Source organism: Geotalea daltonii FRC-32 (assembly GCF_000022265.1).
GTDB lineage: Bacteria > Desulfobacterota > Desulfuromonadia > Geobacterales > Geobacteraceae > Geotalea > Geotalea daltonii.
Window position 1 is genome coordinate 2,428,367 of the sequence record NC_011979.1, and the last position, 23,242, is coordinate 2,451,608.

Consider the following 23,242-nt stretch of genomic DNA (forward strand, 5'->3'; position numbering starts at 1 on the left):
CGAGGTGGGGCTGTATACGTTTGTCTACATGTTTATATTTATAGCACATGGTGTTATACATGTATATGACAAAATAGCATATTTATTTCAATATGTTATGCAATTATATTTTACGGGATCTGATTGGCACATACTGTGTAATAGAAAACTGTTATATGGATTATGAAACTAAGGAGGAACCAAGATGTTTACCCATAATGAAGAGATCCGCATTGCCGCGGACACCATCCGCCAGGCGGCGCGGGAGCGAATAGCTCCCCTGGCCGCCTCCATCGACGCCACCGGTGAGCTCAACCAAGAGGTGACAACCCTGCTGTGGGACCTGGGGCTCATGACCCTGGTTTTTCCCGCCGAACATGGGGGCGCCGAGCAGAGCCAGGGAACGCTGCTCTGTACGGCGGTGGAGGAGATCGCCCGCCACTGCGCCTCGTCGGCACTGATGTTGATTATTCAGGCCGTGGGCAGCTATCCCCTGCTCCATGGCGGCAGCAAGGAACTCCTCGACCGGGTGCTGCCGCGAATAGTTGCCGAGCGAGAACTGGCCGCCTACCTGGTTTCCGAACCCGGCGCAGGCTCTGATGTTGGGAACATCCGCACCACAGCTGTCAGGGACGGCAATCACTATGTCATTTCCGGCACCAAGTGCTTCTCCACCAACGGCCCCATTGCCTCTTTCTATACGGTGCTGGCTCGAACCTCGGAGAACGGCCGTAACGGCCTCACCTTCTTCCTGGTGGAACGGGACACCCCGGGCTTTTCCGTGGGCAAGATCGAGAAGAAACTGGGGCAGCGGGGCTCCAAGACATCCGAAATGTACCTGGACGAAGTGCGGGTGCCGGTGGGGAACCTGCTCGGCGAGGAAAACAAGGGCTTCAATCTGGCCATGAAGGACTTCGACATGTCACGTCCCGCCATCGGCGCCCAGGCCCTGGGGATTGCCGAGGGAGCATTCGACCAGATGCTCCGCCATGCCAGGGAGAGAAAAACCTTCGGCCAGGCCCTCTGCGAGCACCAGATGATCCAGCAGATTATCGCCGACAGCGCCACGGCCATCGAGGCGGCCCGCGGGCTGGTCTACCGGTCTGCAGCTCTCTACGACCAGGGGCAGCGCAACACCAAGCTCGCCTCCATGGCCAAGCTCTTCGCCTCCGACGCCGCCATGAAGATCACCACCGACGCCATCCAGGTCTTCGGCGGCTACGGCTACATGCAGGACTACCCCGTGGAGCGGATGTTCCGGGATGCCAAGCTCACCCAGATCTTTGAGGGGGCAAACCAGATCCAGCGGCTGGTCATTGCCAGGGAAATACTGAAAGAGACCGCCTGAAAGAATAAACGGACAGCAGAGAAAATAAGGTTCATCCGGGAATTCGATGGAAATAAAAGGCAGTCGCGACATCGTCCGTTCGCTCTGTCGCCACAGCTGCGGACCTTGTGGCGCTGCCCGCGTAATGGTGCATGATGCTTGAATTGGCGGGTTGCCTCCGTTCCACATGCGGCGGGTGTCCGCTCGCCGCTGCAGCTCGTCGCTCTCTCCCGATGCCACGACTGCCTTCCCAGGAAATATCTGAATAACTGACACAAGGAGACGACCATGAAACACTTGACCGAAGAACAGAGACTAACCCTGGAAATGGTGCGCGATGTCGCAATCCGGGAAATCGCCCCAAGGGCCCAGGAACTGGACGAGAAATCACTCTTCCCCGAACATGCCCGTGACCTTTTTGCCCAGCTCGGGCTTTTGAACCCGCTTCTGCCGGCTGCTTACGGGGGCACCGAAATGGGCATAGCCACCGTCGTCCTTATTCTGGAGGAAATCTCCCGGGTCTGCGCGTCCACCGCCCTTTTATTGATCGGCCAGTTCGACGGCATGCTCCCCATCATCCACGGGGGAAGTCCGGCCCTGAAAGAAAAATTCCTCCCCCGCTTCAGCGGCGAATCGAAGCTTTTGACCGCCCTGGGGGCAACGGAGCCAAATGCCGGCTCGGACCTGCTGAACATGAAGACCCGCGCCGAGCGTAAGGGGGACAAATACGTCATCAACGGCCAGAAATGCTTTATCACCAACGGCTCCGTTGCCGATATCACCGTCGTCTATGCCTATACCGACCCGTCCAAGGGGGCGAAGGGGATCAGCGCCTTTGTCGTGGAGCGGGGCACACCGGGCCTCATCTATGGCCGTGACGAAGTGAAGATGGGGATGCGCGGATCCATCAACTCCGAACTCTTCTTCGAAAACATGGAAATCCCCGCCGAGAACCTGATCGGCGAAGAGGGGACCGGCTTTGCCAACCTCATGCAGACCCTTTCGGTGAACCGCATCTTCTGCGCCGCCCAGGCGGTTGGCATTGCCCAGGGTGCCCTGGAGATCGCCATGAACCATGCCCGTGAACGGGTCCAGTTCGGCAATACCATCGCCCACCTGACCCCGATCCAGTTCATGATCGCCGATATGGCCACCGCCGTGGAGGCTTCGCGGCTCTTGACGAGAAAGGCCGCCCAGCTGGTGGACGAGCACGATAAAAAGGCCGTCGTCTTCGGGGGAATGGCCAAGACCTTCGCCAGCGACACCGCCATGCAGGTAACCACCGATGCGGTCCAGGTGCTGGGGGGCTCCGGCTACATGAAGGAGAACAACGTGGAGCGCATGATGCGCGATGCCAAGCTTACCCAGATCTACACCGGCACCAACCAGATCACCCGCATGGTCACCGGCAGGGCCTTGTTATTCCAGTAGATTTGACAGTCATGATTTTCTTGCAATGATAAAGGAGCCGGTAGCGATGCGCAGACTCTTCATATATGTTTTGGCCGCAGGGATGCTGGCAGTTCCTGCGGCGGCCCAGGAAATTCCCCGGGATGTACCCCAGACCACCTACAATTGCGATTTCGATCCGGCCTGCGAGGTGAGCCCCGGCATTTACGGCAAGATGTCTTCCCCCGTCAGCAGCAAATTCAAATTGTCCATTGGCGGCTTCGTCAAGCTGGATTACATCTACAACTCGGTCAATCTGGGGTCGGCCAATACTATCGGCACGGTTGCCACCCTGCAGCCGAACGGCATACCCAAATCCGGTTCTGCCGCAGGCAAACAGGATCAATCCCTGTTCAGCGTCCGCCAGAGCCGCCTCTGGTTCAAGGCCGACGGACCGCCTCTTTTGGGGGCCAAGACCGGCGCCCTCATCGAGACCGATTTCTTCGGCTCGGGGGGGAGCAGCGCCGAATCGGCAAATATGCGGATTCGGCTTGCCTATGGCACCCTCGACTGGACCGATACCCAGTTTCTCTTCGGCCAGTCCTGGGATCTCTTTGCCCCGGCGGCTGCCTCGACCCTTGACTTCGGCCACGGCCAGACGGCTGGCAATCCTACCACGCCGCGGGTCCCCCAGCTTAGGGTGACCCGGAAGGTTACCCTGGACGACCGGAATTCCCTTAAGTTGATCGCAGCCCTGCAGAACCCCATTCAGAACACCAACACGGCCAACGGCACCCCCGGAGAGACCTGGGGGGCCAAGCCCAATGTTGCAGGACAGGCCATGTTCGTCAGCAAGGCTCTGGGGGTCGCCCCCGGTTTCTGGGGGCTGCCCATGAATTCATTCACCGCCGGTCTCTTCGGCCTGTACGGCAACCAGGAGGTGGCGGGTAATTCCCATACGGTGGACTCCTGGGGTTACGGCTTCTACACCTTCGTGCCGCTCCTGAAGTCCGCCGACGGCAAAAGCAGAAAAATGACCGCTTCCTTCGAGGGGCAAGCCTATACGGCCGCCAACATGGCCTTCAACTATGCCACGGTTAGCCCGCTGGTGGGGTCGGCGGGGGATAAGACCGGGGCCAAGGGGTACGGGCTTTTCAGCCAAGCCATCTTCTATCCACTCCAGAACCTGGGCTTTACTGCCGGATACGGGATGCGGGGGGCACGGAACCAAGCTGCCTACGTGAACAGCGGTATCAAGGACTTCCAGCGATCCAGCTCCCAGGCCTATGCCAATGTGGCCTATGACCTGAACGCCGCCGTCAGGGTAGCCACCGAATACCAGTACGTGAGCACCCGCTACGGCAATGTCACCGCCGGTACTTCCGATCTGGGGCACGCCAATGTTTTTCGCTTTTCGCTGATTTACTTTTTCTAGGAGATACCATGGGGTACCGAATTGCAGTGCTGCTACTCTTCCTGGCCCTTGCCGCATGCGCCGAAAATCGGGCGGTCGTCGATGGCGTGGGATATGTGGAGATCGACAACCCCACTCTTACCCTTTATCCCGGCGCCCCGGAAAAGATCTGGGTGCCGCGGGAATCGGTCGATCACGGGGTGCCATTGGGGGGGCGGTTGCTGAAGAAGGGCTACGATGCGGTGGCAAGGGGGATAGGGGAGGGCTCCGAACAGGTGTCTACCTCGGTTCCCCAGCCCCTTCCGGACCACGATCCCCGAGAAATTTACCGGGAAAACCAGTTCCGCTGAAGTCCGCTTCTCCGGGGCATTCATTATCGTCCACTGATGTGGCGACCGAACGGACGGACGAAGTCAAGAAACACAATTAAAAGGAGCCATCACTATGGACATCGTAAAAAACGCCAAAAGCAGCTATGGCCGACAATACCGGGATAAACTGTGCTCTCCGGAAGAAGCCGCATCCATCGTCAAATCTGGCGATGCCCTTTGTTTTCCCATCAGCGTCGGAGAGCCGACTCTTTTCGTCCGGGCGCTGGCGGCACGCAAACACGAACTGGAAGGGGTAATCGTCAATCAACAGCATCACCTCTGCCCCGACTATTTCACAAAAGACTCGGCCCCGCACATCCGGGTAAATGCCTGGTTCACCAGCCATGTATCGCGGGAGGCGGTACAGAACGGCTGGGCCGATTTCATACCCAATTACTTCCATGAAGTACCGCGGCTGTTGCGGGAATTCTGGCCTATCGACGTGGCCGGGACGGTGGTGTCCCCCATGGACGAACATGGCTACTTTACCTGCAGCTTGTCGGTGGCCTACACCATGGAGGCGGTGAAAAAGGCGAAGAAGGTGGTAGTGCAGGTGAATTCCCAGGCGCCACGGACCCATGGCAATTGCCATATCCATATTTCAGAAATAGACCACATCATCGAGTGCAACGAGCCCTTGGAGGAATTGACGATATCGCCCATATCCACCATAGAGGAGGCCATAGGGGGCTACATAGCCGAGCTGGTGGAGGATGGATCGTGTTTGCAACTGGGCTGGGGAGGCATCCCCAATTCGGTCTGCAAGGCGCTCTTGCACAAAAAGGATCTGGGGATCCATACCGAGCTCCTCTCCGACGGCATGGTGGACCTGATCCTGGCGGGCGCGGTCAACAATTCCCGCAAGCAGACCCACCTGGGCAAGACGGTGGCAACCTTTGCCCTGGGAACGAGACGTCTCTACGAGTTCATGAATGAAAACCCGACCATAGAAATGCATCCGGTGGACTACGTGAACTATCCCCACAACATCGGCAAGAACGACAAGGTGGTTTCGATCAACGCAACCCTGGAAGTGGATCTCCTGGGTCAGTGTTGTTCCGAATCCTTCGGCCATCTGCAATGGAGCGGTACCGGCGGCCAGGCCGACTTCGCCCGGGGCGCGAACATCTCAAATGGGGGCAAAGGCTTCATCACCACTGCCTCCACTGCTAAAAACGACACCATCTCGCGGATCGTCCCGACCCTCAAGCCGGGTGCATCGGTCACCACCGGAAAGAATGACGTGGACTACGTGGTGACCGAATTCGGGGTGGCCAAACTCCGGGGACAGACCGCCCGGCAACGGGCGCTCAACCTGATCAACATCGCCCATCCCGATTTTCGTGGTGAACTGACGGAAGCGGCCCGCAGAATGAACAGGATCTAAATGCCTGCTGGCGCGGTTAAATTCCCTTTACATCTGCACTATTTGTCGATTACTGTCGGATCAGCCGGGCAATTTCGGCAAGGAAGGAATGGGGGGAGCCATGGAAGAGATCACCGGCAGTTCCTGGACCAGGTTCATCAAAAACGGCTATCGCATTTTTCTCGGCTCCGGAGCTTCCTGTCCCCATACGCTCATCGAGCAATTCCTGGAATCGGCCAGGTATTTCATGGACCTGGAGCTGGTCTACTTGCTCACCATCGGCGAGACACCGTGGACCGACCCCAAGTACGAGCACAACCTGCGGGTCAATACCTTCTTTCTCGACCAGGGAACCAGGGATGCCGTGCGAACCGGCCGGGCCGACTACACCCCCTGTTTCCTCTCGGAGATCCCGGCGCTTTTTACGGAAGACGTGCTTCCCGTCGACGTGGCGCTCATCCAGGTGACCCCCCCCGACGCCCAGGGCTATTGCTCCCTCGGGGTCGCCGTCGATATTGTTCTGGCGGCGGCCAAATCGGCCAAGTACATCATCGCCCAGATCAATGACCAGATGCCCCGCACCTTCGGCCAATGCTATCTCCATCAGGACGAGATCGCGGCATTCCTCAGGGTTTCCCAGCCCCTTCCCCAGGTGCCCGCCTTCGAGATGGACGACGTCACCCTGCAGATCGGCAAGTACGTTTCCCTCCTCATCGAGGACGGCTGCACGCTGCAGGCGGGGATCGGCAAGATCCCCGATGCGGTGTTGCGCCGGCTTACCGGCTACAATGACCTGGGGGTCCACACGGAAATGTTCAGCGACGGGCTCTTGAACCTGTACAAGAACGGCAACATCACCAACAGATTCAAGGGGCTCCACGAAGGGAAAACCGTCGCTTCCTTCTGTTTCGGCAGCCAGAAGGTCTATGACTTTGTTGACAATAATCCCCACGTGGAGTTTCACGGCACTGCCTACGTCAACAACCCTTCAGTCATCGCCCGGAACCGCAAGATGATCTCGATCACCAGCGCCACCCAGGTGGACCTTACGGGGCAGATCGTTTCCGATTCGGTGGCAGGGCAGTTCTACAGCGGCCTCGGCGGCCAGGTGGACTTCATCCGCGGTGCGGGCATGAGCCCCGGCGGGCGTCCCATCATCGCTCTCCCTTCCACGGCAAAGAACGGCACCATCTCGCGCATCGTCTCCGTGGCCAGCCCTGGAGCGGGAGTGGGCGCCACCAGGGGGGACGTCCATTACGTGGTGACCGAATACGGCATCGCCACTCTGCGCGGCCGCAGCATTCGGGAACGGGTCATGGAGCTTATCCAGATCGCCCATCCCAAGTTCCGGGACCAGCTCCTGGACGACATGCTGAAATCCTACAAGGTGCCTGCTTACCAGCGGGACACACCCTCGCCGGTCAAGGAACTGGGGGACACGGAGGTCATCAGGCTGGATGGGAAGGGAGAGGATTACTTTCTGCGCCCCCTGCGCCCTTCGGACCAGCGGCGTCTCCAGACCTTTTTCTATTCCCACGACAAGGCGACCCTTTTCCAGCGTTACCGCAACGAGCCGAAAAAAATGGGCACGGCCAAGGCCTACCGCCTGGTGAACACCGACCTTAGCCGGGACATGGCGTTATGTATCGTCGAGCGTCAGGGCCCACGGGAGGTGATCCTGGCCGTGGGGCGCTACTACGTGCTGGAAGGGGGAGAAGAGGCGGAAGCGGCCTTCGTCGTTCATGAGTCCATGCGCGACAAGGGATTTGCCAGCCTGCTCCTGGAAAAGCTCATCCACATCGCCCGGATGAGAAGGCTGAAAGTGCTGGTCGGCAATGTCCGTGCCGACAACCCCTCCATGCGCCGGGTATTCGAAAAGTTCCATTTCACCGCGGCCCCTGCTGAAGAACCGTCCGAGCTGCGCTACCTGCTCAATCTGGAGGACCATGCTGAGCCTTGAAAAGAAATTTCCCAAGGGGAAAGGGCGCTTCGTACTCTTTTCCCACCCCGACTGCCTTCTGCACCGGGTGAGGGAAGATCACCCGGAGACTCCCGCCCGCCTGGAGAGCATCCTGCATGGCTGTGCCGCCTTGCCCGCCTCCCTTCCCTTGTCCTTTCAGGTTCCACCTCCGGCTACCGTGGCACAGCTGCAACTGGTCCATGAAGAGAAGTACCTGCTGAACCTGGAGGCTGCCTGCCGGCAGCGGGACCCCCTGTTCATGACCCCCGACAATCATATCTGCCCCGATACCTTCCGGGCGGTGCTTGCCGCCGCAGGTTGCGCCCTGGCCCTGGGGGAGACGCTGCTGGAGAACGGGGCCGGTTTCGCCCTGGTCCGTCCGCCTGGGCACCATGCGGGCAGAAAAAGCGCCGAGGGATTCTGCTTCGTCAACCATATTGCCCTGGCCATCGAGACCATCAGGCAGCGGCAACCGGCGGCGAATTTTCTCGTGGTGGATTTCGATGTCCATCACGGCAACGGCATCGACTACATCTACTACAACGACCCCACGGTTTTTTACTACTCCCTGCACGGCACCCCCGACCATATCTACCCCCATTCCGGCTATGTCCATGAAACCGGCCATGGGCCGGGGGCGGGGTTCACCTGCAACATCACGCTTCCCTTGGAGACGTCGGGGGACGAATGGCTGCGCCGGTTTACCGACAACCTGGACCATGCGGTCCGCAAGATCCAGCCGGACTACATTCTGGTGGGCGCCGGCTTCGATGCACATTACCAGGACCCCTTCGGGGTCATGAAAGTGGAGGACCGGCACTTTCTCCGGGCGGTGCGCCTCATCCGTGAAACGGCGTGGGACCACTGCGGAGGGAAAGCCGGCTTCTTCCTGGAGGGAGGCTATTCGACTGCCGTTCTTGAGCGGCTGGTGCCGGAAATTATCACCATCCTCGCCAGCGGGGCTGATTCCCCCTTCTGCCCCCCCTGATTTTCACTCACCTTCCATCTTTTTTTTCCAGCTTTACCCTCGCGGAAGCCTTTCTTCTGCCGAAATTCATGTCGATTAGCGCCGATCTTCCGCTGGGAATTACCCCCCCTTTAAGAAAGGGGGGCTGGGGGGATTTCGAATGTCCCTCAAAGACAAATCCCACTGAATCCCCCTTTGCCAAAGGGGGACCGGAAGATTGACGCTCATCGGGAAACCCGTTGCCCTCTCTAAATCCTCCAATTAAGGCCTTGCAGCACCGGCCCTGCCGGTAATGTAGCCATAGGGGGACATGTCTCCCTATGGCTACGCCCGGAAAAGGCCGCCTGGTGGCGGGGTAAGGGTGAGTCGTCTCTGTGTGGCTACAACGTGTAATTTATAATACATGGTATTGTGCTGTATTGTGAAGAAAAGTGTTTAAAACTCAGATAGATATGGTTGAGTGGTTGAGCGGGTGGAATTGGCACATTCAGTGTAATAAAAAACTGTTATATAACATTGAGGCGCATTATCCCGGCCACCGAAAAGGAGTAATTACATGGCAGACGACAGACACTATACCTACGATATTTCCATGTTCCGTGACACCTTTGAAAACGACTTCACCTATCTCAACGGCTTTCTCCGGAATACCCACCGCTATGCCGACCGCACCGCGCTCACCTGTTATCTGCGCAATCGCCAGTGGACCTACCGCGTGCTTAACGAGGACTGTAACCGCTTGGCCCATGCCCTTATGAAGGATGGCGTCGGCAAGACCGACATCGTCATGTACCAGTTGTATAACTGCGCCGAGTGGGTCTTCATCTATCTGGCTCCCCAGAAGCTCGGCGCCATAAACTGCCCGATCAACTTTCGTCTTTCCTATGGGGAGACTGCGACGATAATCGATGACAGCAAGCCCAAAGTCTTTTTCTATGACGGCGCCGATGGGGAGACGGCGGAAAAGGCGCTCAACACGGCACAGCATAAGCCGAAAACGGTGGTCATGGTGGATATCTTCGGTACGGCAACGCCCTTTGCCGGCGCCATTTCCTATGAGGACTACGTGCGCGACCAGCCCCATACCAATCCCGACATCCCACGTCCCACCCATATCTATGACGAGGTGACACGGCTCTATACCTCGGGGACGACGGGACGGCCCAAGGGTGTGCCCCTCAACAACATCAACGAGATCTTCAGCGCCCACGACGTCATCATGCACTTTCCCCTCTCCCCCAGGGACAAGACCCTGAACATGACCCCATGGTTTCATCGGGGCGGGCTCTATTCAGGTGGGCCTAATCCCACTCTCTATGTGGGGGGGGAACTGGTACCCCTGCGCCATTTCCATGCGGCAACGGTCATGGGGCTGGCCGAGGAGCATGGCCTCAGCTTCCTTATCGGCGCGCCGGTCACCCTTTCGGCGCTGGCTGACGAACAGCAGAAGAATCGCCGGGACCTGAGCCGGTTGAAGGGGATCGTCACCATGGGAGCCCCCCTGGAGCGGGCGGCCTGCATCAGGTTTCAGGAGGTGCTGACCCCCAACATCTTCAACGGCTACGGCAGCACGGAGGCCTTCTGGAATACCTTCCTGCGCCCCTATGACCTGCCGGACATGGCCGGATCGGCCGGTCGATCCTGCACTGACGACGACATGGCGGTGGTCAGGGTATACCCGGACCGGTTGGCGGAACCGGACGACCACGTGGCGAAGGACGGTAATGAGGTGGGTGAGGTGATCGTCCGGGCGGCGGGCAAATGTTCGTTCAGCTATGTCAATCGACCGGAGGACGCCAAGGCGAAGTTTTACAAGGGCTGGCTCTATATCGGCGACCTTTGCACCTGGAACGAGCAGGAGTTTATGACCGTGGTCGGCAGGAAAGACGACATGTTCATCTCCGGCGGCGAAAACATTCACCCGGTGCAGGTGGAGGCGGTTCTCAACGAACATCCCGAAGTGACGAACAGCCTGGTGGTCGGTATGCCAGACCCCAAATGGGGGCAAGTGGTGGTTGCATACGTAATAAAATCTGGTGAGATGCTTACCGCTAAAGGACTGGATGAATATTGCCTGCAACACCCGATGCTGGCCAATTACAAGAGACCGCGATACTACCGCTTCGTCGATACCTTGCCGATGACAGCAACAGGCAAGCTGCTCCACTACAAGGCAAAGGTGCAAGTGCAGGAGGATTCCCAGGCCGGGCTGTTCGAGAAGGTTTGACGCAGATTTTTTGTACCAGGTGCCGATGGCCGTCACGCCTCGCCGACGACTGTGCCATGCCGTCGGCCGTCTCTGCCCGTCCGGTAAGGATTTTAGTGCTTTGTCTTGCCACCCTTCCAATAAATCAAGGACTTAGCCGACACAGGCTAAGTCCTTGCTGTTACAGATATGCCTGATCGGGCCTGATCACCGGGCTGTCCCAGCTTCGCCTTGTACCACTCCAAGGCCATACCACCAGTTGGTGACGGGTGATTTCTCAAAAAGGATATCTCTGGTTTTTCCGCGGAAGCTGTAGGAAACAGAGCCTTTTTCCTTGGCAAGCATCTCCCGGAACGCCCTGTCGACTTCCTCACCAAGCTCCCTGGGGTCCCTGAAGATGAGCTCCTCATCCCAATCGATGGCCATAAGCGGTTGCGCATCGAATGAGAAAAAGATGATGTTCGAAGGCAATGCCATCTCCCGCTTGATCTGCCCGCTGAGCTTGTCGAGAAAGACTGATGCCCCCAGCATGCCAACCACTTTCTTGTCCTTGAGTACCGGTACTGCCACGACGGCAACATTTTTTTCGCTTGTTTTGCTTACCACCAGATCGCCAATCACTGTTTTTCCTGCCAATAGACGGGAAAAATACGGGCGTGATTTCAGGTTAGCCTCGGCACGGTCTTTCTCCACCGTCCAGTAGTCCCCGGAGGGGAGGGCAAACCACATCAGCGCCGGCACGTTCCTGTCGGCGACATTCTTGAGCAACTCCTTTGTCTTTTGCCAATCTCCGGCGATGACCTCGTCCCGTGCCGCCAGTGTTTTGAACTCGTCGGCTATCTTCACCAGATGGCCATCGCCGATGGTAATGAGAGAAGCGAGAGCCACCGTGCCGTCAACGGTGAAGGCTTCTGCGTTCCCATTATTATTCATGGCAGGCAATTTGCCGTTGCCGTACCAAATCTGGGCGTTTCCTGCCTCCACCCCGACAACGGCACACAGGTAAGCCATGATCATCAGCAAACGAACTGAGAAGAGGATGCGTTCTACCATGAAAACCTCCTTTTTGCCTTGAGTGGGGTCACCAGAATTCTTGCCCCCTCTGCGTTTTATAGGCTGAGCATCTCCTGATTAAAGTGTAGCCAGAGGGGGGATGAAGTCAAAATATGCGGCATGGGCAGCCTGTCGAGAAATGGCAACTCCAATCGTGGGTTAGATGCCGGCGGATATTGACACATTATGTTGCTAAATTACAATTTCCATATGGGGCAAGGTCCTGCATTTCCGGTACTTGTCAGAAGTATTTCCCAGGCCCTTTCTCGGAGAGGGCTAAAGGAGGCCGACCATGAAAGAAAGCGAGAAGCAAAGTGTTAAGGACAGGGCAGAAGGCAAATATCATCAGATGAAGGGCAGCCTTAAGGAATCTGCAGGCAAGGCATTGAACAAGCCGGGCACAACGGTGGCAGGGAAAGCAGAAAAGACAGCTGGCAAAGTGCAGGAAAAAGTGGGTAGGGCAGAGAGGAGCTCTCATAAATAAGGGCTATGTATCCCTTCATTCATTATTGAGCGAGTCTCACGAAGTGGGGCTCGTGCTTTTTTTGGGGTGATGGAACTGCAGTCAAAGGACTTCAGCTCAAATATCTTGATCTTTATTCGAAATGTGATATTAGAGACAATACCTGAAAGGGAGTAGCTAGGCTGGTACTGACGTACCTGGCCTTGTCGTTGGCTGGGGCCAATTAGCGAGACTCTCGGCATCACCCTGGGGTGTGCTGATCGTCTCGCTTTTTCGTTCAAAATTTAGAGGGCAAATTCATGCAAAGATATACCACTATCAGCTATCTGCTGGCCGTCAGCGCCGTATTGCTCGTTCTGCGCTTTCACCTGTTGCCTGCTGTGTTCGCAGGCCTGGCAGTCTACGTACTGACATTGAAGCTCGCCGGTCATCTCCCGAAAAACATGAACCGTTTTGCCCACAAGGTGGCTCTGGGGGTCGTGGTAATCTGCGTCATAACCTGTCTCACCAGCGCCGGAGCTGCGATCTGGTCCTTCGTGGGCAGCAGTCATGGCATCGCTGCCCTGCTTGCCACGGTTGTGGATACCCTTGACAGCTTGCGTCGAACGCTTCCTGACTCCGTGGCCGAGGTGTTGCCGACGACAATTGAGGGGCTGAATGAGCAGCTTGTCGAGATACTGCGCAATCATGTCCAGAAAATATCCGTGGTAGGAATGGAGGGTATCAAGGTATTTGCCCACATTCTTCTGGGAATGGTGGTCGGCGGAATGGCTGCAGTACATCATTTCATCGAACATGAAAAGTCGCCGCCATTTATCGGAGCCTTGCGATCGAGATTGGGAAAACTTGCGACAGCCTTCGACAAGGTTGTTTTTGCCCAAGTCAAGATTTCCGGCCTCAACTCAATCTTCACTGCCCTTTATCTGCTTGTGGTGCTGCCGCTTTTCGGTGTTCACCTGCCAATGGCATCACTGCTGGTTCTGCTTACCTTTGCCGTCGGCATGCTTCCCGTGGTGGGCAATCTCATATCAAATACGGTTATTGTTGTCATAAGTCTCGGGGTATCGCCACTGGTGGGGATTGCCTCCCTGGTTTTCCTGGTGCTGATCCATAAAGCGGAGTATTTCATGAACGCCCGGATCGTAGGCCATGAAGTACAGGCAACAGCATGGGAACTGTTGTGCGCAATGCTGCTTTTGGAGGCGATGTTCGGCGTCGCCGGCCTGGTGGCCGCACCGGTTGTTTATGCCTGGTTAAAGGCCGAGGTCAAGGAAAAGGGAATGATCTGAGAATAACAATCACCTTCCTAGCGCTTGAGCAGGCAAATATTCAAAATTGAGAGAGGATCAAAAGCATGAGAGTTAACTTCTGCAAACTTTTACCTTGTGTTGCCTTTGCCGGCGTCATGTCTATGGCTGTCTCCTTCAGTAGTGCTGCGGCGGCCGACACACCTACGCCGGCCACTGCTCTGTATGAACAACTTGAGGTGTTTCACGGGCATGTTTGTGCCGGATCACTCTTTGGTGCGCGGCTTGGTTTTGCGGCTAAAGAAGCACTCAAAGCAGCAGGCGGCACTGGTAAATTCAAGTCCAATTATTATGACCTGTCCTGCCCGGTGGACGGTATCCAGGTCGGCGCCGGCACCACATACGGCAATAAAGCCCTGGTGGTGCAAGACAGGGATGAACACCGGCTTGTTTTGACAGCCGAGGGTAACGGGCTGACGGCTGAGGCGCGGCTGACCCGAAAGGCGGAAGAGATGGGGCTGCGGACTCGCGATTTGGGGAAAAAGGCCAAGGCTCTTGGGGCAGGCTCACCTGACCGACAAAAGCTGGAGCAGGAAATCGAGAACATTTATATATGGCTTAAGACTGCCCCTGCAGGCGAAGTGGTCAAGGTCACCATGCTGAACAAGAAATTAAAACGCTGATGTTCATCTGCAGCAGCACCAGCGGCTGCCCATATGGACTGGAGGTATAAGAATGGAGAGAGTCGTTTATGTAATAGGGCATCGTAATCCCGACACCGATTCCGTTGCCTCGGCCATTGCCTATGCAGCACTGAAGGTGCGCCAGGGAATGGGAAACGTAGTTGCAGCCATGGCGGGACCGCCAAACCATCAGACCCGGTTTGTCCTGGAGAAGCTGGGTATTCCGGAACCGGTGTACCTGCCGGATGTGCATCCAAAAGTGCGCGATATTCTGCATCGTCAGCCGATTACCCTGTCCCCCGGGGATAGTGTCTATGAGGCACTGGAAAAATTCCATCGACACCAGGTAAGAAGTCTACCGGTGCTCGATTCTCAAGGCGTGCCACAGGGAGTAATCTCGCTGCTGAGGCTTTCCGAATCACTTCTTCTTCCTTGTCCGGAGCAGCAGAGGCTGATCACGACCACCTTTGCAGCGCTCACCAGAACCCTTGGCGGGAACCTGATTGCCGGAGCTACCGATGATGCGCCCTTGAGCCTGAAACTTTTCGTGGGTGCCATGCACGAGGAATCGTTTTCGGAAAGAATCGGCGGCATAAACCCGGAGCAGCTGCTTGTCATTACCGGCAATCTCCGCAGCATCCAGGAGGCTGCCATCGAGAAAAAGGTCCGCATGCTGGTGATAACGGGAGGCCACCCCGTTGATCCCGACGTTCTTGACTATGCCCGCCGGCAAGGAGTGGGGGTGCTGATCACGCCACATGACACGGCGACGGCAGCCTGGTTGACCAGGCTGTCAACGCCGGTTACCCTTGTTGCCGAGGGAAAGATCGTTACCATCGGCACAGGAGAGCCACTCTACAAGTTGCGTCAGAAACTGCTGGTTTCAGGTGAGGCGGCAGTCTTTGCCGTGGAAGAGGGTGGAACTCTCGCCGGTGTAGCTACCAAGTCATCCCTGTTGGCGCCACTCCCCTTTGCCTTGATTCTGGTAGACCACAATGAAACAGGCCAGGCTGTCCCCGGGGCCGACGCAGTGGAGATTATCGAGGTCATAGATCACCATAAACTGGGAAACAGCCACAGTGACACTCCCATCCCATTTTTTACGGCTCCGGTCGGCAGTACCTGCACGTTGGTGGCAATGCGCTATCGAGACAGCAGTCTGGAGCCCGATCGGCACATGGCCTCACTGCTTCTGGCAGGCATCCTTTCAGACACGGTCATCTTCAAGTCACCGACAACAACTGCACTTGACCGTGAAGTAGCAAGATGGCTCGAAGGAGTGGCCAAGCTCGATGCCAGCTCGTTTGGCAATGAGATCTTTGCCGCAAGCAGTTCCCTCCGGGCGTATCCTTCTGCCAGAGATGCCGTTACCGCCGATTTCAAGATTTTCAGTCAGGATGGAAAAACCATTGGCATCGGCCAGGTGGAGGTGGTTGGTTTTCAGGATTTTTACGAGATGAAGGCGGACCTGCTGGCTGCCCTGACGGAACTGAGGCTGAAGGAGAATCTCTTTCTTGCCGGATTGATGGTCACTGATATTACCACCGAAAGTTCCCTGTTTCTCGTGGAGGGATATACCAGGATCGCCCATTTCATGGACTATCCCCAATTGGAACCGCACCTTTTTGAATTGAAAGGGGTGATGTCCCGTAAGAAACAGATGGTCCCCCATCTGTTGAGGATTCTTGCGAAACAATAGTGAAATTTCTGCCGGTTTCCCCCCCCATTCCCCATCATCCACAACAACTGTGGATAAATAACCTCCAGCTGTGGATAAAGGTCAAAAAGTATACGTTTCATCAGGCACTTTTACATTATGCACAAGAGATAGGCATGGGGTGTAACTGGTTGAAATAACGTGTCAATACGAATAGTGTGAATGAAATGTTATTTTTTTGTAATGAATTGTCGGGCGATGGAAAAAAGATGGGAAGTCCTGTGTATAACTATAGAAAAATCAGTAAAGTAGGGGCATAAAAAGGAAAAAATGAACAAGGTGTAACCTTGTAAAGAAAGTGTTGAAACAGCAGTAGCCCAGTGTAATGATTATGGACTGCCCCAAAGATCGAGAGTCGCCATATTGTCACAATTTCACTCCACGCTAACTCCCACCCCTGATTATACCAGTTAAAGCTTACCATCCTCTTAGTGTCGTTTGGCACGGCTGTGTTAAAATTACCTTAGAAAATCGGTTTTTATTTAAATAGTTTCCATCCGGAAACTCCGGATGAGAAACTAGTGGTTTCCGATTCGGAAAGAGGGGATTTTTTGTTCTGGCAAGGAAATCAAGGGCTTGCGCGGAGACGTACATCGGTACGTCGCACAAGTAAGCCCGCAGATTGACGCAGCCAGGGCAGAAAAGAACCCTTTCCGGATGGAAACTAAATAACCGGATGGTCGTTCCTGACCCGGTTCCAGGGGGTACACCATGTCTGAGATGACAGGACGACACTTTATGGACCGGAAGATGCTGGTAACGGCAGCAGCAGCCGGTCTGGTGGCAACGGCTTTCACGGGCGTGGCTGACCGGCTTTTGGACCGCCTGGTCAGCGACGAACAGAAGAGGCGCGATCGCATGGTACGAAAGGGGACTGCCCACGAAATGGCCGGACCCTATTTTGCGGAAAAGATGACCGGCAGGGAGTTGGACGAAAAAGGGAAGAAGCGGGCGAAGACAACCTTCAGCATCGCCTATTCCCTCGTCTGGGGAGCTGCATATGGCATTATCCGGAAGAAGTACCCGCAGCTTTCACGCTATGTCGGGTTACCTTTTGCAGTTCCGTTCTTCTTTGCCTGTGATGGCCTACTGGCGCCGCTGCTTGGCGTTTCACCGATTCTCAAAAAAGTGCCGTGGCAGCCAAGTGCGAAAGAGATGGCGAATCATATGGCGTGGACTGCCACAGCGGAGATGGTACACCGGGCGGTGGCGAGATAACCTCAATCAGAAGGAGGTTTTGTCATGGCACGAACAAGAGATATTCTGAATCGGGAACTTCCCCCATGGCTTAATGCGGTACTTGTTTTCGGCACCCTTGCCACGGTTGTCTATTTCGAGATCAAACGCCCGTTGCGCAAAATGCGCCAGGACAAGGTCACCCGCAACGCCAGGAACGTCTTCATGTCCTGGACGACGGCAGCGACCATTGCGCTGACGGAAAAGCCGGTAACGGCACCCCTGTCCCGGGCGGTGGAGCGCTATGGTTTCGGATTGCTCAAACTTCGCCGGCTGCCGGTATGGGCTGATCTCCTTCTTTCCGTGGTGCTCCTTGACTACACGCTCTACATCTGGCACTACCTGACCCACAAGGTGCCGTTCCTCTGGAGATTCCATCTGGCCCACCACGTGGATATGGACCTGGATGCCTCGACGGCGCTCCGTTTCCATGCGGGAGAGATGCTCCTCTCGGTACTGTGGCGGGCGACGCAGGTGGCGGTCCTGGGCATTTCTCCGCTGGGGCTTGCCCTTTGGCAGACACTGACTCTGATGGAGATCATGTTTCACCATTCCAACGTGCGGCTATCTTACCCTGTGGAACGGCGACTGTGCCGCCTGATCGTCACTCCCCGCATGCACGGCATCCATCATTCCGTAGTACAGAAGGAAACCGATTCCAACTGGTCGACTATCTTCAGTTGGCCGGACTATTTCCATGGCACCATCCGGCTGAACGTTCCCCAGGACAAGATCATCACTGGTGTCGCCGCTTACCAGAACCCGGCAGAGCTGACAGTGGGGAAGATAATGAAGCTGCCCTTTACCGTTGACCGGCCGAGCTGGGTGGTTCCCCAACGCGGCCGGCCTCAACGGGAAGGACTGACCGATCCGGTGACCAGTTTGCTGCCTGAGGGGGCTGTATCGGTGTCAATCACCAATGCCCCGCTGGAAATTCCTCCGGCCCAACCTGTGCGAGCCGGCAAGAAAGAGGTTTATCCGTAGGCCCAAAAGACCTGGCCATCGTCACGATTGTTGTCGACGACTTCATTTCTTTTGACTTAGGTCAATGGTCACAAGGAAAGGAGCGTCTATGATCCCTGTTACCAATTAAGCTCCGGTGGCAGTGCCGATCTGCCCTCTCCTAAAGACTTATTCATTGAAAGGATGTTTTATCCATGGGACTCATTACCCGCAGTAGTTTTCAGCTCAGCCTGATCGTTCTCCTCATGATTCCCATGCCGGCACTGGCCATCTCTGCCATTACCTGCCATTGTTTCACCGATCGTTCCTATGATCCGGCACGCCCGACGGTAGCCGATCCCTATCTCCTGGCCACGACCCAGAACTCTTTTTTTGCTGCAGCATTCGGCGTGGACAAAAAAACCATCGTGATGAAGAAGCAGAAGGGAACCTCTGCCGATGACCTGTGGATTGCCTACTGGCTTGGGGCCAGATCGGGGGCTGATCCGGGAAATCTGTTGCAGGAGCGCAAAGTCAAAGGTTCGTGGCGGCTGGCGGCGACAGCACTGAATATTTCTGAAAAATCATTGGGGAGCAGGGTTGACGAGGCGCTGAAGGCCAACGCCCCTGACGAGAGGCTGGCCCGCATGGTGGTCGACGACCTGCTGCTGCGCTTCCGCTTTTATGACGAACCGGAATTGGCGGCATTGCGCAAGGCCGGTGCCGGGAATCAGGAACTGGTATTATCCGGTCTGATCGCTGCAAAAACCCATCAGTCGCCAATGCAGCTTTACCGTGATGTGAAAAAGGCTGCTACGAGCTGGGGGGCGCTTCTGCAGCAGGCAAAAATAGATAATTCGGAGATCCCGTCCGAGGTCACGGCGCTGGTCATGGCCACCAACGGTTCCAGAGCCAAAAAGGAATAATTGTTGATAACCGCAAGTGAAATAGTCGCAACGGCAGCCATCTGGAGTCTGACGGCGATTGGTGGGTTCTTCTGCATCCGTCGCACACTGTGCAGCATGAAAGCGAGACGTTCTGGCAAAGAACAGCCCTTCCATTAACAGCAGGACGGATCGTAGCTCAGAATATGGTAGCAGTTACCATTGATACAAAGGAGAATGATCATGACTGGATCAACGTTTGGATTGATAAAGGCCCTTAGAGCCATGACTATGGTGGCAGCACTGGTGTTTGGGGGCTATGGCCTTGCCTCTGCCCACTGCGATACCATGGATGGCCCGGTCGTGCAGGATGCGCGCAAAGCATTGGCTGCCGGAGATGTCACGCCGGTACTCAAATGGGTGCAGGAAAAGGATGAGAAAAGTATAAAAGCCGCCTTCAATAAGGCGTTTGCCGCCCAGGGAAAGAAACAGCAACAAGCCGAAGAAAAGAGGTTTTTCGAATCGCTGGTGGGCATCCATCGAGCCGGAGAGGGAGCACCCTTCACCGGACTTAAACCTGCAGGCGAAGTGGAACCGGTTATAGCCGAGGCTGACAAGGCGCTGGCTGGTGGGTCTCCCGACGGACTTGTCGGGATGGTCAACGATGCAGTAAGCCAGGGCATCCGCCAGCGTTACGGAAAAGCCGCCGAAGCATCTAAGCATAAGGATGAGAGCGTCCAGAAGGGGCGCGAGTATGTGGCGGCCTATGTGGAATATACCCATTATCTGGAGCGGCTGCAGAATTCTGCCGAAGGGCATACGGCCCATGACAATGATGCCGCTGGCAAGAAACATGCGGCTCCAGCGCATAAGCACGGACATTGATCGAAGGCCGGGGCCGGATTCATTCGTCGGGAAATGAGGGAATGGAGATGGACCTGCTTCTGCAGCAGCTAATGGGGGCGCTTCGCTATAACGGCTTTTCCCGAATGTATTGGTTTTATTCCCGTGGGATATTGTCATTCACTATCTTCGGAAACCGCACCACGCCGAACCAGAAGTCCTGAATCCCCTGGACTACCTTGTAAGTCTGATCCAGCTCCATGGGCTTGGTGATGTAGCAGTTGGCGTGGGAATCGTAACTCTTTTTCACGTCTTCTTCCGATTCCGAGGTGGTCAGCACAATAACCGGTATGGCTTTCAGGTTGGGATCACCTTTCACTTCTTCCAGCACTGCCCGCCCGTCTTTTTTCGGCAGGTTGAGATCCAGCAGAATAATGTCCGGCCGTGGGGCGTTTTCGTAACTTCCCTTCCTGTGGAGAAATTCCATGGCCTCCAGGCCATTGGCTACCACATTGACCTTGTTGCGATAAGGACTCTCCTGAAATACCTCCTGCAGCAGGAAAGCATCCGCTTCATTGTCTTCCACAAGCAATATTTCCACGATCTTCATCTGGTCCCTCCACGGGCAGGAATAGTGAAATAAAAGGTCGATCCTTCGTCAAGCCGGGACTCAACCCAGATTCTTCCCCCATGCAATTCGACGATCTTGCGGCAGATGGCGAGCCCGATACCGGTGCCGGGATGTTCAGACCGGGCATGCAGCCGTTGAAAGATGACGAATATCTTGTCGAAGTAAAGGGGGTCTATGCCGACACCGTTGTCACGGACGCTGAAACACCATGCATCTGCGAGGCGCTCTGCAGAGATGCGGATCAGAGGCGCCACATGGCTTTTCCCGAATTTCACGGCATTGCAGAGCAGATTTTGCAGAAGCTGCACCAGTTGTCCCTTATTACCATGGACTTCAGGCATGGCATCAAGGACAATGACTGCGTGGCTTTCCTCTATCAACTGCCGCAGGTTGTCCATGGCCTCTTCGGCAATGGCCAGCATGGAGACCGGCTTGAATTCCCCTGCCGCCACCCCGAGCTCGGAATAGGCCAACAGGTCGTTGACCAGCGCATGTATGCGATTGGCTCCCTCCATGGCAAAGCGAATGTATTTGTCCGCCTTCTCGTCAATATGTCCCTCATATTTTCGGGCAAAGAGATCCATGTACCTGGTCACGTTGCGGAGCGGTTCCTGCAGGTCGTGGGATGCCACATAGGCAAACTGTTGCAGCTCACGGTTTGTCCGTTCCAGGGCTTTCACGGTCTCTTTCAGATCTTCCTCCGCTCTTTTCCTTTCGGAGATGTCGCGGACTATCTTTGAGACTCCCACGATCCTGCCGGTGGCATTTCTAATGGGAGACATGGTGAGAAAAACAAAGATTCTCTCGCCCTGCTTGGTGATACGTACTGTCTCGAAGTGGTCCTGAATGCCCTGCTTCATTTTGCGCGTCATTTCCTCAAGCTCGCCGGCTAGTTCCGGCGGGACTACAATGGAGATGTGTTTGCCGATAATTTCGTCGGCCGAATAACCATAGAGTTTCTCCGCCCCCTTATTCCATGTCTGGACGATGCCGTTCAGGTCCTCGCTGAAAACCGCGTCTTCAGCCCCCTGGACGATAGCGGCAAGGCGGGACATGGCTTCTTCTGCCCGTTTGCGCTCGGTTATTTCAACCACATAAGTCCCTACAGCTACAGGTTTTTTGGTTGAAGCGAACACCGGAAAGAAACCTGTAAGCCAATGGCGGGTAATACCTGGTTCTTTGGGGGTCTCACCTGAAATTTCCGTCTCCACTGCTTCACCTGAATCGAACACCTGGACAAGAATGGGGTCAACTATCCGCGCATTGACCGGGAGAACCTCCCCAATGGTTTTCCCCAGGGTCTGCTCCTCGGATAAGCCGTTTATCTGGCAGAGGGCCTTGTTCACCCGCAGATACCGGTGCTGGTTATCAAAGAAGGCGAAGCCGATAGGAGCATGTCTAAGGAGGGACTCAAGTTCCTCTGTCCTTGACCGCAAAGCTTCTGCTACCCGTTCGCGATCGCTCAGATCATGGAAAAAAACTGCGATGCCGTCCACATAAGGGTGAACATAGACATCCAGTAATTTGCCGTAGCACAGGTAGTATTCCTCGAAATGTACCGACCTGTTTTCCTCCATGGCCGACCGATACGCATTCTCGATCCTTGAACCAGGCGCTTGTGGCACTATTTCCCAGTAAGTCTGCCCGATCAGCTGTTCCGCCTTCAACCCGGAAAGCTCCTCCGCTTTGCGGTTGAAGTCGGTGACACGCCAGTCACGGTCTATGGCGATGAACCCGTCGGAGGTGCTGTCCAGAATCCTGCTGATCCGTTCCTTGGCGCTCTTGAGATCGTCAATGTCGGTTGATGTGCCGTACCACCTGATGATCTTTCCGGCAGGGTCGTGCACGGGAACGGCCCGGCACAGATACCAGCGGTAGATGCCGTCATGTCGCCTGAAGCGATGCTCGATCTGGTACTGGTTACCGGTCTGCATCGCCTCTCGCCAGATAGTTTCCGTTGCGGCACGGTCTTCGGGATGGATGCAAGAGGAATCGTCGTATGTTTCCAGCCCGGTAAACTCTTTAAAGATCTTGTTCACATAATCAACCGTGCCGTCAGGCTTGGCAGTCCAGACAAAGCTGGGCATGGAATCGGCAATGAGGCGGAACCTCTCCTCGCCGGCAAGAGAAGCCTCCTTCAGCCGCTTCGAGTACCTGATGATCAGCAGGTAAAGAAGTGCTGCTGAAAGTAAAACAAACGCTTCACCCTTATAGAAGGAGAGACTTTCCCTGAGCTGCGGGTCGATATTCACGAACAGCAGCCTATCGGAGGTGTATATCCAAAGGGTGCTGAAAATGATATAGATCGACACGATCAGCAAGACCTGGATCTGCTCTGACTTACATAGTATACATTTCATACGATGATGGTCCTAAAGACATCATTCTTGTATGGGTGACCATTAACTTAAATTGTATCACATGTGTCCGGAGGCGATTCAGGACAGGAAACGGGAAAAGGAGGGCTGGTAGGACGGCAGGTGGGCGGCAATTTTTCCTGAAATGGCACAGGAGTGGAAAAGGGGTGTTACACTTAAAATATCGACCATACATTATGCATGGGC

General features: G+C 55.7%; 19 protein-coding genes. 16 read left to right on the plus strand and 3 right to left on the minus strand.

Features of this window, described 5'->3' with window-relative positions:
* The first annotated feature begins 184 nt into the window (after window positions 1-184).
* From GEOB_RS10900 to GEOB_RS10935, 8 genes are all read left to right on the plus strand, one after another.
* Entirely contained in the window at window positions 185-1,327 is a 1,143-nt protein-coding gene (locus GEOB_RS10900) for a cyclohexane-1-carbonyl-CoA dehydrogenase (RefSeq protein WP_012647273.1), read from the plus strand.
* 267 nt (window positions 1,328-1,594) lie between these two features.
* Complete coding sequence (locus GEOB_RS10905) at window positions 1,595-2,737, plus strand: cyclohex-1-ene-1-carbonyl-CoA dehydrogenase (RefSeq protein WP_012647274.1); 1,143 nt, start codon at window positions 1,595-1,597, stop codon at window positions 2,735-2,737.
* Between the two features lie 46 nt (window positions 2,738-2,783).
* On the plus strand, window positions 2,784-4,130 hold the full coding sequence (locus GEOB_RS10910) for a hypothetical protein (protein ID WP_012647275.1): 1,347 nt from the start codon (window positions 2,784-2,786) through the stop codon (window positions 4,128-4,130).
* A gap of 8 nt (window positions 4,131-4,138) precedes the next feature.
* Window positions 4,139-4,459 (plus strand): hypothetical protein, encoded by a 321-nt coding sequence (locus GEOB_RS10915; RefSeq protein WP_012647276.1) that lies wholly within the window; start codon window positions 4,139-4,141, stop codon window positions 4,457-4,459.
* 94 nt (window positions 4,460-4,553) lie between these two features.
* A complete protein-coding gene (locus GEOB_RS10920) occupies window positions 4,554-5,867 on the plus strand; it encodes an acetyl-CoA hydrolase/transferase family protein (RefSeq protein ID WP_012647277.1) in 1,314 nt (437 codons plus the stop codon).
* Between the two features lie 100 nt (window positions 5,868-5,967).
* Complete coding sequence (locus GEOB_RS10925; RefSeq protein WP_012647278.1) at window positions 5,968-7,806, plus strand: GNAT family N-acetyltransferase; 1,839 nt, start codon at window positions 5,968-5,970, stop codon at window positions 7,804-7,806.
* Window positions 7,793-8,794: a histone deacetylase family protein gene (locus GEOB_RS10930; protein ID WP_012647279.1), complete on the plus strand. Its 1,002-nt coding sequence runs from the start codon at window positions 7,793-7,795 to the stop codon at window positions 8,792-8,794. Before GEOB_RS10925 ends, GEOB_RS10930 begins: the two co-directional genes overlap by 14 nt.
* 535 nt (window positions 8,795-9,329) lie before the next feature.
* Window positions 9,330-11,000, plus strand: a complete 1,671-nt coding sequence (locus tag GEOB_RS10935) for a class I adenylate-forming enzyme family protein (protein ID WP_012647280.1) — start codon at window positions 9,330-9,332, stop codon at window positions 10,998-11,000.
* A gap of 186 nt (window positions 11,001-11,186) precedes the next feature.
* On the opposite strand, the gene GEOB_RS10940 is transcribed toward GEOB_RS10935, so the two are convergent.
* Window positions 11,187-12,032 (minus strand): PDC sensor domain-containing protein, encoded by an 846-nt coding sequence (locus GEOB_RS10940; RefSeq protein ID WP_012647281.1) that lies wholly within the window; start codon window positions 12,030-12,032, stop codon window positions 11,187-11,189.
* Window positions 12,033-12,324: 292 nt separating this feature from the next.
* Between GEOB_RS10940 and GEOB_RS10945 the strand changes: the two genes are divergently transcribed.
* The 8 genes from GEOB_RS10945 (at window position 12,325) to GEOB_RS10980 (ending at window position 20,089) form a co-directional block, all read left to right on the plus strand.
* Window positions 12,325-12,516 (plus strand): CsbD family protein, encoded by a 192-nt coding sequence (locus GEOB_RS10945; protein ID WP_012647282.1) that lies wholly within the window; start codon window positions 12,325-12,327, stop codon window positions 12,514-12,516.
* 278 nt (window positions 12,517-12,794) lie between these two features.
* The gene (locus GEOB_RS10950) at window positions 12,795-13,784 is read left to right on the plus strand and encodes an AI-2E family transporter (protein WP_012647283.1); all 990 of its coding nucleotides are present in this window, start codon (window positions 12,795-12,797) and stop codon (window positions 13,782-13,784) included.
* A 65-nt stretch (window positions 13,785-13,849) separates the two neighbouring features.
* Entirely contained in the window at window positions 13,850-14,425 is a 576-nt protein-coding gene (locus tag GEOB_RS10955) for a formylmethanofuran dehydrogenase subunit E family protein (protein WP_012647284.1), read from the plus strand.
* A 52-nt stretch (window positions 14,426-14,477) separates the two neighbouring features.
* Entirely contained in the window at window positions 14,478-16,124 is a 1,647-nt protein-coding gene (locus GEOB_RS10960; protein WP_012647285.1) for a putative manganese-dependent inorganic diphosphatase, read from the plus strand.
* A gap of 729 nt (window positions 16,125-16,853) precedes the next feature.
* On the plus strand, window positions 16,854-17,360 hold the full coding sequence (locus GEOB_RS10965; protein ID WP_154650486.1) for a DUF1440 domain-containing protein: 507 nt from the start codon (window positions 16,854-16,856) through the stop codon (window positions 17,358-17,360).
* Window positions 17,361-17,384: 24 nt separating this feature from the next.
* A complete protein-coding gene (locus GEOB_RS10970) occupies window positions 17,385-18,362 on the plus strand; it encodes a sterol desaturase family protein (RefSeq protein WP_012647287.1) in 978 nt (325 codons plus the stop codon).
* Window positions 18,363-18,535: 173 nt separating this feature from the next.
* Entirely contained in the window at window positions 18,536-19,246 is a 711-nt protein-coding gene (locus GEOB_RS10975; RefSeq protein ID WP_012647288.1) for a hypothetical protein, read from the plus strand.
* Between the two features lie 201 nt (window positions 19,247-19,447).
* Window positions 19,448-20,089, plus strand: a complete 642-nt coding sequence (locus GEOB_RS10980; protein ID WP_012647289.1) for a DUF6448 family protein — start codon at window positions 19,448-19,450, stop codon at window positions 20,087-20,089.
* A gap of 115 nt (window positions 20,090-20,204) precedes the next feature.
* On the opposite strand, the gene GEOB_RS10985 is transcribed toward GEOB_RS10980, so the two are convergent.
* On the minus strand, window positions 20,205-20,657 hold the full coding sequence (locus GEOB_RS10985; protein WP_012647290.1) for a response regulator: 453 nt from the start codon (window positions 20,655-20,657) through the stop codon (window positions 20,205-20,207).
* Window positions 20,654-23,038, minus strand: coding sequence for a PAS domain-containing sensor histidine kinase (locus tag GEOB_RS10990; RefSeq protein ID WP_012647291.1), 2,385 nt, complete (start codon window positions 23,036-23,038; stop codon window positions 20,654-20,656). The genes GEOB_RS10985 and GEOB_RS10990 overlap by 4 nt, the downstream gene beginning before the upstream one ends.
* Window positions 23,039-23,242: the final 204 nt, after the last annotated feature.

Bases quoted from the DNA above. Each gene is read 5' to 3' on its own strand.
- GEOB_RS10900 (WP_012647273.1), top strand. From the start codon at position 185: ATGTTTACCCATAATGAAGAGATCCGCATTGCCGCGGACACCATCCGC.
- GEOB_RS10905 (WP_012647274.1), top strand. From the start codon at position 1,595: ATGAAACACTTGACCGAAGAACAGAGACTAACCCTGGAAATGGTGCGC.
- GEOB_RS10910 (WP_012647275.1), top strand. From the start codon at position 2,784: ATGCGCAGACTCTTCATATATGTTTTGGCCGCAGGGATGCTGGCAGTT.
- GEOB_RS10915 (WP_012647276.1), top strand. From the start codon at position 4,139: ATGGGGTACCGAATTGCAGTGCTGCTACTCTTCCTGGCCCTTGCCGCA.
- GEOB_RS10920 (WP_012647277.1), top strand. From the start codon at position 4,554: ATGGACATCGTAAAAAACGCCAAAAGCAGCTATGGCCGACAATACCGG.
- GEOB_RS10925 (WP_012647278.1), top strand. From the start codon at position 5,968: ATGGAAGAGATCACCGGCAGTTCCTGGACCAGGTTCATCAAAAACGGC.
- GEOB_RS10930 (WP_012647279.1), top strand. From the start codon at position 7,793: ATGCTGAGCCTTGAAAAGAAATTTCCCAAGGGGAAAGGGCGCTTCGTA.
- GEOB_RS10935 (WP_012647280.1), top strand. From the start codon at position 9,330: ATGGCAGACGACAGACACTATACCTACGATATTTCCATGTTCCGTGAC.
- GEOB_RS10940 (WP_012647281.1), bottom strand. From the start codon at position 12,032: ATGGTAGAACGCATCCTCTTCTCAGTTCGTTTGCTGATGATCATGGCT.
- GEOB_RS10945 (WP_012647282.1), top strand. From the start codon at position 12,325: ATGAAAGAAAGCGAGAAGCAAAGTGTTAAGGACAGGGCAGAAGGCAAA.
- GEOB_RS10950 (WP_012647283.1), top strand. From the start codon at position 12,795: ATGCAAAGATATACCACTATCAGCTATCTGCTGGCCGTCAGCGCCGTA.
- GEOB_RS10955 (WP_012647284.1), top strand. From the start codon at position 13,850: ATGAGAGTTAACTTCTGCAAACTTTTACCTTGTGTTGCCTTTGCCGGC.
- GEOB_RS10960 (WP_012647285.1), top strand. From the start codon at position 14,478: ATGGAGAGAGTCGTTTATGTAATAGGGCATCGTAATCCCGACACCGAT.
- GEOB_RS10965 (WP_154650486.1), top strand. From the start codon at position 16,854: ATGTCTGAGATGACAGGACGACACTTTATGGACCGGAAGATGCTGGTA.
- GEOB_RS10970 (WP_012647287.1), top strand. From the start codon at position 17,385: ATGGCACGAACAAGAGATATTCTGAATCGGGAACTTCCCCCATGGCTT.
- GEOB_RS10975 (WP_012647288.1), top strand. From the start codon at position 18,536: ATGGGACTCATTACCCGCAGTAGTTTTCAGCTCAGCCTGATCGTTCTC.
- GEOB_RS10980 (WP_012647289.1), top strand. From the start codon at position 19,448: ATGACTGGATCAACGTTTGGATTGATAAAGGCCCTTAGAGCCATGACT.
- GEOB_RS10985 (WP_012647290.1), bottom strand. From the start codon at position 20,657: ATGAAGATCGTGGAAATATTGCTTGTGGAAGACAATGAAGCGGATGCT.
- GEOB_RS10990 (WP_012647291.1), bottom strand. From the start codon at position 23,038: ATGAAATGTATACTATGTAAGTCAGAGCAGATCCAGGTCTTGCTGATC.